Annotated in this window: 9 protein-coding genes; 4 read left to right on the forward strand and 5 right to left on the reverse strand. The window is 64.5% G+C overall.

Translation table 11 applies throughout. The features are described 5' to 3' along the window. Positions 1-90: 90 nt before the first annotated feature. The 4 genes from V1479_RS05610 to V1479_RS05625 all read left to right on the forward strand — a co-directional run bounded on the left by V1479_RS05610 (position 91) and on the right by V1479_RS05625 (position 4041). Positions 91-1032 (forward strand): ABC transporter permease, encoded by a 942-nt coding sequence (locus tag V1479_RS05610; protein WP_368802823.1) that lies wholly within the window; start codon positions 91-93, stop codon positions 1030-1032. Continuing rightward, the gene (locus tag V1479_RS05615; RefSeq protein WP_368802057.1) at positions 1029-2318 is read left to right on the forward strand and encodes an amidohydrolase family protein; all 1290 of its coding nucleotides are present in this window, start codon (positions 1029-1031) and stop codon (positions 2316-2318) included. The genes V1479_RS05610 and V1479_RS05615 overlap by 4 nt, the downstream gene beginning before the upstream one ends. 117 nt (positions 2319-2435) lie before the next feature. Beyond that, positions 2436-3671, forward strand: coding sequence for an ethanolamine utilization protein EutH (gene eutH / locus V1479_RS05620; RefSeq protein ID WP_368802058.1), 1236 nt, complete (start codon positions 2436-2438; stop codon positions 3669-3671). Positions 3672-3777: 106 nt separating this feature from the next. Then, positions 3778-4041, forward strand: a complete 264-nt coding sequence (locus V1479_RS05625) for a hypothetical protein (RefSeq protein ID WP_368802059.1) — start codon at positions 3778-3780, stop codon at positions 4039-4041. Between the two features lies 1 nt (position 4042). On the opposite strand, the gene V1479_RS05630 is transcribed toward V1479_RS05625, so the two are convergent. The 5 genes from V1479_RS05630 to fdhF form a co-directional block, all read right to left on the reverse strand. Beyond that, the gene (locus V1479_RS05630) at positions 4043-6493 is read right to left on the reverse strand and encodes a GcvT family protein (RefSeq protein WP_368802060.1); all 2451 of its coding nucleotides are present in this window, start codon (positions 6491-6493) and stop codon (positions 4043-4045) included. 1 nt (position 6494) lies between these two features. Next, positions 6495-7379 carry a phosphotransferase gene (locus V1479_RS05635; RefSeq protein ID WP_368802061.1) on the reverse strand — a complete coding sequence of 295 codons (885 nt, stop codon included), beginning with the start codon at positions 7377-7379 and terminating at the stop codon, positions 6495-6497. A 273-nt stretch (positions 7380-7652) separates the two neighbouring features. Next, positions 7653-7913 carry a formate dehydrogenase subunit delta gene (locus V1479_RS05640; protein ID WP_368802062.1) on the reverse strand — a complete coding sequence of 87 codons (261 nt, stop codon included), beginning with the start codon at positions 7911-7913 and terminating at the stop codon, positions 7653-7655. Then, a complete protein-coding gene (fdhD, locus tag V1479_RS05645; protein WP_368802063.1) occupies positions 7903-8727 on the reverse strand; it encodes a formate dehydrogenase accessory sulfurtransferase FdhD in 825 nt (274 codons plus the stop codon). The genes V1479_RS05640 and fdhD overlap by 11 nt, the downstream gene beginning before the upstream one ends. A gap of 228 nt (positions 8728-8955) precedes the next feature. Then, positions 8956-11841 carry a formate dehydrogenase subunit alpha gene (fdhF, locus tag V1479_RS05650; protein ID WP_368802064.1) on the reverse strand — a complete coding sequence of 962 codons (2886 nt, stop codon included), beginning with the start codon at positions 11839-11841 and terminating at the stop codon, positions 8956-8958. Positions 11842-11848 lie beyond the last annotated feature (7 nt).

Below are 11848 nucleotides of genomic sequence, written 5' to 3' on the forward strand. Positions count from 1 at the left end.
GCCGATCTCCCCCCTTGTGGGGGAGATGTCCGGCAGGACAGAGGGGGGCGCGAAGGAGCGCGGGCCTATCCACAACGGAGACGCCCCGTGATCGAAGCCTTCGAGATCCTTTTCACCGCCTCTTTCTGGGTCGCTGCGATCCGCATCGCATCACCGCTGATCTTCGCCACCATGGGTGAGCTGATTTGCGAACGGGCCGGCGTACTCAATCTCGGCATCGAGGGCATCATGGTCGTCGGCGCCTTCGCCGGCTGGCTCACGGTGTATATGGCGGGCGATTTGTGGTTCGGCGTGGCGGTCGCAGCCCTTGCGGGCGCGGCCTTCGGCCTGCTCCACGCGACGCTGACCGTGCCGCTGGGCCTGTCGCAGCATGTCGTCGGCATCGGCATCACGCTGCTCGCCACCAGCCTCACTTATTTCACCTACCGGATCGTGCTGCCGGAAGTGACGTCGCCGCCGCGCATCGAGCCTTTCCAGCCACTGCCTGTGCCGTTGCTCTCCGACATCCCCGTCGTGGGGCCAGCACTCTTCAATCAGACGCCGCTGACCTACCTTGCCTTTGCAACCGTCGCGGTGGTCGCCTGGGTGCTCTACCGCACGCCGCTCGGGCTCGCCGTGCGCGCCGCGGGCGAGAACCCGTCCGCCGTCGAGGCGCAGGGCATCAGCGTCAACGCGGTTCGCATGGGCGCGGTGATGGTGGGCAGCGCGCTGATGGCGATCGGCGGCGCATTTCTGACGATGTCGGCCTTCAACTCGTTCTTCTTCGAGATGATCAACGGACGCGGGTGGATTTGTATCGCGCTTGTCGTGTTCGGCTCGTGGCGGCCGGGCAAGGCGCTGCTTGGGGCAATTCTGTTCGCCGCCTTCGACGCCTATCAGGTGCGGCTCCAGCAGCTTACCGGCGGTGTTGTGCCCTACCAGCTATTCCTGATGATGCCGTTCGTGCTGTCGATCCTCGCCCTCGTCGTCATGTCGCGGCGCGCGGCCTATCCGAAGGCGCTGATGATCCCCTACCAGAAAGGCGAGAGATGAGTTTCGACCTGATCGTGAAGGGCGGCACCCTGCCATCCGGCGAGTCTGCCGACATAGCCATTTCCGGAGAGCGGATCGCGGCAATCGAACCGCGCATCGAGGCCGAGGCAGGCCGCATGGTGGACGCATCCGGCTGCCTCGTCTCGCCACCCTTCGTCGACCCGCATTTCCACATGGATGCGACGCTCTCCTATGGCATCCCGCGCATCAACGCGTCGGGCACGCTGCTTGAGGGCATCGCGCTCTGGGGCGAGCTGAAGCCGCTGCTGACGCATGAAGCGGTGAAAGCGCGCGCGCTTGCCTATTGCGACTGGGCCGTCTCCATGGGGCTGCTTGCGATCCGCACCCACGTCGATGTCTGCGACGACAGGCTGCTTGCCGTCGAGGCCTTGCTGGAAGTCAGGCGCGAGGTCGCGCCCTATATCGACCTGCAACTTGTCGCGTTCCCGCAGGATGGCTATTTCCGCGATCCGACCGCGAAGACCAACACCGTCCGCGCGCTGGACTTGGGCGTCGATGTCGTCGGCGGCATCCCGCATTTCGAGCGCACCATGGACGATGGCCGCCGCTCGGTGACGGAGCTGTGCGAGATGGCCGCCGAGCGCGGTCTGATGGTCGACATGCACTGCGACGAGACCGATGACCCGCTGTCCCGCCACATCGAGCAGCTCGCTTACGAGACCCAGCGCCTCGGCCTGCATGGCAGGGTGGCGGGTTCGCACCTGACTTCCATGCACTCGATGGACAATTATTATGTCTCGAAGCTGCTGCCGCTGATCGCGGAGGCACAGGTCGCCGCCATTCCCAACCCGCTCATCAACATCATGCTGCAGGGCCGGCATGACACCTTCCCCAAGCGGCGGGGCCTCACGCGTGTGAAGGAAATGCTGGCGCATGGCATCCGCGTCGGCTTCGGACAGGATTGCGTTCTCGACCCCTGGTATTCGCTCGGCACCGCCGACATGCTCGACGTCGCCTTCATGGGCTTGCACGTCGCCCAGATGTCGCATCCCGACGAGATGCGCCGCTGCTTCGACATGGTGACGACGGAAAGCGCCGGCATCATGGGCCTCGATGGTTACGGCCTCGCGATCGGCAACAAGGCGAGCCTCGTCGTGCTCGACGCCGGCAACCCGGTGGAAGCGATCCGCCTGCGCGCCGACCGGCTTTGGGTCGTCGCCAAGGGCAAGGTGGTCGCCGAACGCGAGAGGCGCCACATGGCCCTGGCACTGCCCGGCCGGCCAGCGAGCATTCATCGCCGTCACGAAACGCCCCGTAGCCGGTAGATCGATCGGGGCGGACGTTTCCGGTCAGGGCTGCATTTCCGCGCCGCTTCCCATCGGGCTTCCCCTGCGGCATCATTCGCCCGCCTGCGAGAGTCGCGGGCAGGGGGAGGAGGACACATGGCTGCCATCGGAACGATCGTCATCTACATCATCATGGCATGCGCCGTCGCCGGCGCGATTGCCTCGATCAGGAATGCGGAAGAGGGGCTGGGCAAGGAGTTCCGCGAAGGCATCTATGCGATAGGCCCGATCTTCATTCCGGTGGCCGGCATCATGGCGGCTATCCCGTATCTGTCGGAGTTCGTGCGCGTGCTGGTGGGGCCGCTGTTTTCCGCGATCGGCGCCGATCCGGCAATCGCCGCAACCACCATCATCGCCGTTGACATGGGCGGCTACCAGCTCGCCGACGCGCTGGCGCAAACGCGCGACGGCTGGATCATGGCGGCGGTGGTCGGCTACATGGCTGGCGCCACCATCATCTTCTCCATTCCCGTCGGGCTGGCGATGCTGGAGAAACGCGATCACAAATACATGGCGCTTGGCATCATGTCGGGCATCCTCAGCGTGCCCATCGGCGTTTTTATCACCTGCGCGCTGCTTGCGGTTTCAGGGCTCGAGGTGCGCCCGGTCGTTGCGACCGCCGACCCCGAAACCATGCACGCCATCGGCCTCACCTTCGGCGCGATCTTCGCCAACCTGCTGCCGCTGATCGTGTTCTGCGTGGCGATCGCGCTCGGCCTGCGCTTCGCGCCCGATGCGATGATCGCCGGGTTCCTCTGGTTCGGCCGCATCATGTATGCCGGGATCACGCTGGTGCTGGTCTTCTCCATCGTCGAATATTTCACCGGCTTCTTCACCAACGTGTTTGGGGGCTGGGGCTTCGACCCGATCATCGCCGACGAGGCCGACCAGTTTCGTGCGCTGGAGATCGCCGGCTATATCGGCATCATGCTCGCGGGCGCCTTCCCGATGGTTTACCTGCTGACCAAATATCTTGCGACGCCGATGGAGGCGCTTGGCAAGCGCATTGGTGTTGAGGCGCAAGGTGCGGCGGGACTGCTGGCGGCCTGCGCGAATATCCTGGCGATGTACCGGCTGGTTGGCTCGATGCGGCCGCGCGACAAGGTTCTGGCGATCGCCTTTGCCGTATGCGCGGCGTTCATGTTCGGCGACCATCTGGCATTCTCGGCCAATTTCCAGCCCGCCACGATCCTACCGCTGATACTCGGCAAGCTCGGCGGCGGCATTGCAGGTTTCGCCATCGCGTTGTGGCTGTCGGTGCCCAAGGCCGTCGAACTGGCGGCCAGAGAACCGGCCCTGGCGGGGCCAGAGCCTGCAGTTGTAACAGGCTAACTGAACAGGCTGCGGCGGCGCGGCAGGAATCTGTTGAGTCGCCCCTTGTCAAAGTGGACTGTCGCGCTCAATTTTGTTGCATCATCCCGGATGTCGCGAGGACACCATGAAGCCGATCGTTCCGACCCTGTTTGCCCTTGCCGTCCTGGCTGGCTGCACCACGATGACGCCCGAGGAGCGCCGCGCGGCGGATGAGGAGACATGCCGCGAATACGGATTCCGCAAAGGCAGCGAGGCGTTTGCCGAGTGCCTGCAGCGCATCGAGCTGGACCGGCGCGCCGAGCGCCGCGCCAACATGGCTTCGTTCGAATTCAGCCGGCCGATGGTGGTTTATAGACCGGTTCCGGTGCCCGTGCCGCCGTCGAACTAGCTCACGCCTTCACGCGGCTGGACGACGGATCGTAGAGCGGTTCGAGATGAATTTCGGCCGGCACGTTTTCCATTGCCACCACCAGCTCGTAGCGGCCTGACCGGAGGAAGTCTTCGGAAACACCTTCCGCCTTGCGGACATAGCCGTAACCGATGCCCTTGCCGACCGTGTAGCCGTGGCCGCCGGAGGTCAGGTAGCCGACCGGCTCTCCGTCGCGCAGGATCGTTTCGCGCCCCAACAGCACGACGTCGGGATCATCCACCGTGAAGCAGGCCAACCGCTTGCCGAGAGGCTTCGCAGACATTTCTTTGGCGGCCTTGCGACCGAGGAAATCGATGTCCTTCTTCAGCTTCACCGCCCACCCGAGCCCCGCCTCGAACGGCGAATCGTTGGGCGTGATGTCGGAACCCCATGCGCGGTAGCCTTTCTCCAGCCGCAGCGATTCCAGCGCGCGGTAGCCGACCGGCTTTATCTCGAACGGCTTGCCTGCGTCCATCAACGCGTCGAAAACCTCGCCGGTTGCCGAGATGGGAACATGAAGCTCCCAGCCGAGCTCGCCGACATAAGTGACGCGCAGTGCGCGAACGGTGTGGCCGGCGATCGCGATCTCGCGGACATGGCCAAACGGGAAGCCTGCGTTGGAGATGTCGGCCTCCGTCACCGCCGCAAGCACGTTGCGCGCCTCCGGCCCCATCAGCGACAGCGTTCCGAAATCTTCGGTCACGTCCAGCAGCTTGGCGTCGCGGCCCGCCTCGATGTGGTCCTCGATCCAGCCGAAATCGTGGGTGCGGAAGCCGGTGCCGGTGACGATGTAGAACCGGTCTTCGGCAAGCCGCGCCACCGTCAGGTCCGCCTCGATGCCGCCGCGGGTGTTGAGCAACTGTGTATAGGTGAGGCGCCCCGCCGGCTTCGACACGTCGTTGGCGCAGATGAAATCCAGGGCCTTTAGCGCGTCGCGTCCGGTCAGCTCGTATTTGGCGAAGGATGACTGGTCGAAGATGCCAACCTTTTCGCGCACGTGACGATGCTCTTCGCCGACAGCATCGAACCAGTTCTGCCGGCCCATCGAATATTCGTCGCGCGCGCCGGGGTTCGTCGCGAACCAGTTGGGTCGCTCCCAGCCGAGCTTGGAACCGAACACCGCGCCGTGCGCCTTCAGACGCTCGTAGAGCGGCGACACGATGCGGGGGCGGCCGCTCTCATATTCCTCGTGCGGGAAGGCGACGGTGTAATGCTTGCCATAGGCTTCCAGCGTGCGCGCGCAGACCCAGTCGCGATCCTTGTGCAGGCCGGAGAAACGGCGGATATCGACCGTCCACAGGTCGAGCGGCGCTTCACCGTCCATCGTCCATTGCGCCAGAACCCACCCCGCGCCGCCGCCGGACGCGATGCCGAAGGCGTTGAAGCCCGCCCCCACGAACATGTTGGCGCATTCGGGTGCAGTGCCGAGGATGAAGTTGCCGTCGGGCGTGAAACTCTCCGGGCCGTTGATCATCTGCTTGACGCCGGCGGTTTCGAGCGCGGGAACGCGCGCGATCGCCTGCATCATGTGCTGCTCAAAATGGTCGAAATCGTCGTCGAACAGCCGGAACTCCCAGTCGTCCGGCACGTCCCCGCCAGGGAGGTTCGTTTCCCATGCCTGCGGGTCGGGCTCGTAGCCGCCCATCACCAACCCGCCGACCTCCTCCTTGAAATAGGTGCGACGGTCCGGGTCGCGGATCGTCGGCGCGTCGGCCGAAAGCCCGTCGATCGCCTCGGTGATGATGTACTGGTGCTTCACCGGCTGTAGCGGTACGTTGATGCCGGCCATCGCACCCACCTGCCGGGCCCATTGTCCTGCGCAGTTGACCACCTTTTCGCAGCCGATGTCGCCCCGCGTGGTCTTCACCTTGACGATGCGCTTGCCGTCCATCTCGAAACCGGTGACGCGCACGTCCTCGAACAGTTTCGCGCCGTGCATGCGCGCGCCCTTGGCGAGCGATTGGGTGATGTCGGACGGGCTCGCCTGGCCATCGGTCGGCAGCCATGACGCGCCGACGAGGTCGCTGGTGTCCATCAGCGGCCACATGCGCTTGACCTCGTCCGGCGAGACGAGGTGCATATCCATGCCGAAGCTCCTGGCCGTCGTCGCAAGCCGGCGGAACTCCGTCCAGCGGTCCTGATTGGTGGCAAGGCGCAGGCAGCCCGTCATCTTCCAGCCGGTGGCAAGGCCCGTCTCAGCCTCCAGACCTTTGTAGAGGTCGACCGAATATTTCAGCACCCGCGTGATCGAGGCTGACGAGCGCAGTTGCCCGACGAGGCCGGCCGCATGCCAGGTCGAACCCGAGGTGAGTTTGCCCTGCTCCAGCAGCACCACATCGGCCTTGTGGTCGCGAGCCAGATGATAGGCGGTGGAGCAGCCGATGATACCACCGCCGATGACGACGATCTGGGCGTGTGATGGCAGGCTCATGTCAGGGCTTTCCGTAGGTCGAGCGATAGGTGTCCAGCGCGGCGGCAAGGCGCTCGAGGTTTTCTTCGCTGTAGGCGACGAAATCGACGCCCGGCGTATCCAGGTGAAGTTCGGATACCATGCTCCACATCGCCTCGCGCAGCAGCGAGGCGCATTGCATGGCGGCAAGCGAGCGCTTCAGTTCCGGCGAGGGTGGCGCATTGAAATAGGCATGCAGCAGGGCCTCGGATGCCTCGGTGGAGAAGCCGGCGTTCGACGACAGCCCCGCAAGGTCGAACATGGCGGTCGAAAAGCCGGCATATTCGAAATCGATCAGCCAGAGCCGGTCGCCGGTGTCGAGCAGGTTTGCGGGCAGCAAATCATTGTGCCCGAAGACGATCGGCAGCGGGAGCTGAGCCTTTTCCATTTCCTCGGCAAGCGCGAGATAATCCGGCAGGTCGGCAACCCTGCGGCTGTTGCCCGCTTCCAGCGTGCGCGCATAGTCGCGGATGACGTGGAAGACCCAGAAGATGAATCCTGCGCCGGTCACATGGGCCGGCATGGTTGTATGGAAATCGCGCATAAGCGCGGCGACACGGCCGATATTGGCCCGCACGTCTTCCGGGCCGTAGGTTTTCGCGCCGAGAAACTGGCTGACCATCACGCCTGGCTGCGCGAACTCCAGTGCTGGGGCAAAGCCAGCTTCATGGGCTGCGCGGGCCGTCATTCTCTCACGCTCGCGAAAGACATGGTGGAAAGGATAGTCATCGCCGAACCGCACGACATGTTTGCCGGCATCGTCGATGACGAGAAAGTTCTCGTTCGAAAGGCCGCCATGCAGCGGAGAAATCGTGATGTCGCCTTGCCAGCAGGGAAGATTGCGAATGGCGGTGTCGAGAGAGTCCATGGCCGCAGATTGTTTCGAGGTCTAGCGCCTTGTCAATCGGCCACGACCGACCGGCAGTTCCGATATTGCGGAAGGTGTTAGGGTCACGAGACCGGCGTCATATGGACGACATATTGGGCATCTAGAAACGCAGCCAACACGAAATCGTCCTCCCGATGACCACGGATGAACTGGCATCGACGGCGGGATGTAGGGAAGGGTCGGGTCAATCCCGGCCTTTTTCGTTTTTATCGCCTGTGAGCGAGCCTCGAAGGACGCACGGAAAGGCTGGATCTACCCCGCCTTGCGATCTTCGGCCGGGCGCCGGATCGAGGCCGATGCCTCGAGAACGATGGGCAGAAGTCCCTCGCCGCCGGCGTCGACCACCTCGAAGAAATGTCGCCGCATGCGCGGTTCCCAGAATTTGTTGATGTGCTCGGCCGTGCCGGCAACGCCCTCGTCATGCGGTTTCGACAGGAAGAAGGTGCCGATCTGGTTCGCCATGCGGATCAGCTTCGCGTGCGGACCACCGGCCCCGGTATCGTCATGCGACATGCCTGGCTACTCCACTTGTCAGACGATGGGGATGGGTGAAAACGTCGAATTCCTCGCCGCGCACCAGCGCAACCAGCGTCATGCCGGCGTCCTCGGCGGTGCGGACCGCAAGGGCGGTTGGCGCGGAAATGGCGATGATGACGGGCGAGCCGATGGCTGCCGCCTTCTGCACCATTTCGACCGAGACGCGCGACGTCACCAAGACCGCGCCGGTCGATCCGTCGACGCCTGCAAGCGCTAGCGCGCCGGCAAGCTTGTCGAGCGCGTTGTGGCGGCCGACATCCTCGCGCGCTGCGACGATGCCCTTGCCTGCCAGGTAGAAGCCTGCTGCGTGAACCGCGCCGGTCTGCGCATGCAGCGGTTGCAGGCGCGACAGGTCGCCGACAGCTCGAACAATGTCGTCCGCGGACAGTGTAAGCAAAGACGCACTGACGTCGCGCGTCTGGCGCATCGCCTCGTCGATCGATTCGATGCCGCAGAGCCCGCAACCGACGGGGCCAGCCAGACGCCGACGCCGCGCCTCGAACTGCCGGTTGGCGGTGTCCTTCAGGCGGATCTGTATATCGATGCCTTCGCCCGCTTCTTCCACCGTGATCGCATCGATCTCCTCCGGCGAGGCGACGATGCCCTCCGTCAGCGAGAAGCCGGTGGCGAAATCCTCAAGGTCGGCGGGCGAGGCCATCATCACAGCGTGGGTCGTACCGGCATAGCTGAGCGCGACCGGCGTTTCCTCAGGCACCATGCGCGCCGCGGCCTTGGTGCCGCCGGCCCGGCGCGCGATGCGTGTGGTGGAGGCGAGGGGAGGGCGGGTCATTATACGATCACCGGGCAGGGCCGATGACGCTCTACGTTGCCCCCCTCTGTCCTGCCGGACATCTCCCCCACAAGGGGGGAGATCGGACGGGCGCCTACCATCCGTCCTTTCTTCGACGTTGGCGATTGGCGAAACAGAACGTGAAGGCCGATCTCCCCCCTTGTGGGGGAGATGTCCGGCAGGACAGAGGGGGGCGCGAAGGAATTCCACATTTCCGTATCGGCGAAGCTACTCCGCCGCCTCCAGCCGGCCGGCGATGCGGCGGGACTGGCGGGACAGTTCCTCGTATTCCTCCTGCCATTCCGACGGGCCGTTTGACGGGCCGACCTGAACCGCGGTCACCTTGTATTCCGGGCAGTTGGTCGCCCAGTCTGAGAAGTCCGTGGTGATGACGTTGGCTTGCGTATCGGGGTGGTGGAAGGTCGTGTAGACGACGCCCGGCGACACGCGATCGGTGATCTGCGCCCGAAGCGTGGTCTCGCCTGCCCGGCTCGTCAGCCGCACCCAGTCGCCGTCGCGGACCCCGCGCTGTTCGGCATCGTGCGGGTGGATTTCCAGCACGTCCTGATCGTGCCAGATCACGTTTTCGGTGCGACGCGTCTGCGCGCCGACATTGTATTGCGAAAGGATGCGGCCGGTGGTGAGCAGCAGCGGGAAGCGCGGTCCCGTCTTCTCGTCGGTCGCGACATATTCGGTGCGGATGAACTTGCCCTTGCCGCGCACGAAGCCGCCGACATGCATGATCGGCGTGCCTTCCGGGGCCTTCTCGTTGCAGGGCCACTGCACCGAGCCCTTTTCGTCCAGCAACGCATAGCTGACATTCTGGAAGCTCGGCGTTGTCTGCGCGATCTCGTCCATGATCTGCGACGGGTGCGTGTAGTTCCAGTCGAGCCCCATGGCCTGGGCGAGCTTCTGCGTCACCTCCCAGTCGGCATAGCCGTTCCTCGGCGCCATCACCTTGCGCACGCGGTTGATGCGGCGCTCGGCATTGGTGAAGGTGCCGTCCTTTTCCAGGAAGGTCGAGCCCGGCAGGAACACATGGGCGTAGTTGGCGGTTTCGTTGAGGAACAGGTCATGCACGACGACGCATTCCATCGCGGCAAGGCCGGCCGAGACGTGCTTGGTGTCGGGGTCGGACTGCAGGATGTCCTCACCCTGGATGTAGATGCCCTTGAAGGAACCTTCGACCGCGGCATCCAGCATGTTCGGAATGCGCAGGCCCGGCTCGTTGTCGAGCTTGACGCCCCACAGCGCCTCGTAGATGTCGCGCACCGCATCGCCGGAGACGTGGCGATAGCCCGGCAGCTCGTGTGGGAAGGAGCCCATGTCGCAGGAGCCCTGTACGTTGTTCTGGCCGCGCAGCGGGTTCACGCCAACGCCGGGCCGGCCGATATTGCCGGTCAGCATGGCGAGGTTGGCGATGCCCATCACCGTGGTGGAGCCCTGGCTGTGCTCCGTCACGCCGAGGCCGTAATAGATCGCGCCGTTGCCGCCGGTGGCATAAAGCCGCGCGGCCGCGCGAATGGTCTCCGGATCGACGCCTGCGAGCTTTCCGACAACCTCCGGGGAATTGCTTTCGTCGGCGACGAAGGACGCATAATCCTCGAACTCCGACCAGTCGCAGCGCTCGCGGATGAAGGCTTCGTTGAAAAGGCCTTCGGTGACGATGACATGCGCGAGCGCGGTGACGACAGCAACATTCGTGCCGGGCCGCAGCGGAAGGTGATGCGTTGCCTTCGCATGCACCGAATCCACCGTCTCGGTGACGCGCGGATCGAGCACGATCAGCTTGGCGCCTTGGCGGATGCGCTTCTTCATACGGGAGGCGAAGACCGGATGCGCGGCGGAAGGGTTGGCGCCGATCACTACGATGACGTCGGAATGCTCGACCGAGTCGAAATCCTGCGTGCCGGCCGAGGTGCCGTAGGTCTGGCCGAGGCCGTAGCCCGTCGGCGAGTGGCAGACGCGGGCGCAGGTGTCGACATTGTTGTTGCCGAAGCCCTGCCGGATGAGCTTCTGGACGATATAGGTCTCTTCGTTGGTGCAGCGCGAGGATGTGATGCCGCCGATCGAGCCCCTGCCGTACTGGTACTGGATCCGGCGGAACTCGCTGGCGATATGCGCGAACGCTTCTTCCCAGCTCACCTCGCGCCAGGGATCGGTGATCTTTTCGCGCACCATCGGGTTGAGGATGCGCTCCTTGTGGGTGGCGTAACCCCAGGCGAACCGGCCCTTGACGCAGCTATGGCCCCGATTGGCCTTGCCGTCCTTCCAAGGCACCATGCGCACGAGTTCGTCGCCGCGCATCTCGGCCTTGAACGAGCAGCCGACGCCGCAATAGGCACAGGTGGTGACGACGGAATGTTCCGGCTGGCCGATCTCGATGACCGATTTCTCGGTCAGCGTCGCCGTCGGACAGGCCTGCACGCAGGCGCCGCAGGATACGCACTCCGAGGACAGGAAATCCTGGTGCATGCCGGGCGATACCCGGCTTTCGAAGCCGCGCCCCTCGATCGTCAGCGCGAAGGTGCCTTGCACCTCCTCGCAGGCCCGCACGCAGCGCGAGCAGACGATGCACTTCGAGGGATCGTAGGTGAAATAGGGGTTGGATTCGTCCTTCGGCATCCAGCGGAAATTGTCCGCCCCGTCGGTGCGGTCCTTGGCGAAGACGTGGTTGTCGCCCTCATAGCCGTAGCGCACGTCGCGAAGGCCCACTGCGCCTGCCATGTCCTGCAACTCGCAGTCGCCATTGGCGGCACAGGTCAGGCAGTCGAGCGGGTGGTCGGAGATGTAGAGCTCCATCACGCCGCGGCGGATGTCCTTGAGCCGGCCTGTCTGGGTATGCACCACCATGCCCGGCGCAACCGGCGTGGTGCAGGAGGAAGGAGTGCCGTTGCGGCCCTCGATCTCGACAAGGCACAACCGGCAGGAACCGAATGCGTCGACCATGTCGGTGGCGCACAGCTTCGGAATCTGGATGCCCGCCTCCATCGAGGCGCGCATGACCGAGGTGCCTTCGGGTACCGTGACCTCGAAGCCGTCGACTGTCAGCGTGACCTGTTTTTCGGCCTTCGAAGCGGGGGTGCCGTAGTCGATTTCGTGGATGAGACCCATGGGAATG

Source organism: Neoaquamicrobium sediminum (assembly GCF_040970315.1).
Taxonomy (GTDB): domain Bacteria; phylum Pseudomonadota; class Alphaproteobacteria; order Rhizobiales; family Rhizobiaceae; genus Aerobium; species Aerobium sediminum.

What these genes read in the sequence shown, in the direction of transcription:
- V1479_RS05615 (WP_368802057.1), top strand. Translation starts at nt 1,029, where the DNA reads ATGAGTTTCGACCTGATCGTGAAGGGCGGCACCCTGCCATCCGGCGAG.
- eutH (WP_368802058.1), top strand. Translation starts at nt 2,436, where the DNA reads ATGGCTGCCATCGGAACGATCGTCATCTACATCATCATGGCATGCGCC.
- V1479_RS05625 (WP_368802059.1), top strand. Translation starts at nt 3,778, where the DNA reads ATGAAGCCGATCGTTCCGACCCTGTTTGCCCTTGCCGTCCTGGCTGGC.
- V1479_RS05630 (WP_368802060.1), bottom strand. Translation starts at nt 6,493, where the DNA reads ATGAGCCTGCCATCACACGCCCAGATCGTCGTCATCGGCGGTGGTATC.
- V1479_RS05635 (WP_368802061.1), bottom strand. Translation starts at nt 7,379, where the DNA reads ATGGACTCTCTCGACACCGCCATTCGCAATCTTCCCTGCTGGCAAGGC.
- V1479_RS05640 (WP_368802062.1), bottom strand. Translation starts at nt 7,913, where the DNA reads ATGTCGCATGACGATACCGGGGCCGGTGGTCCGCACGCGAAGCTGATC.
- fdhD (WP_368802063.1), bottom strand. Translation starts at nt 8,727, where the DNA reads ATGACCCGCCCTCCCCTCGCCTCCACCACACGCATCGCGCGCCGGGCC.
- fdhF (WP_368802064.1), bottom strand. Translation starts at nt 11,841, where the DNA reads ATGGGTCTCATCCACGAAATCGACTACGGCACCCCCGCTTCGAAGGCC.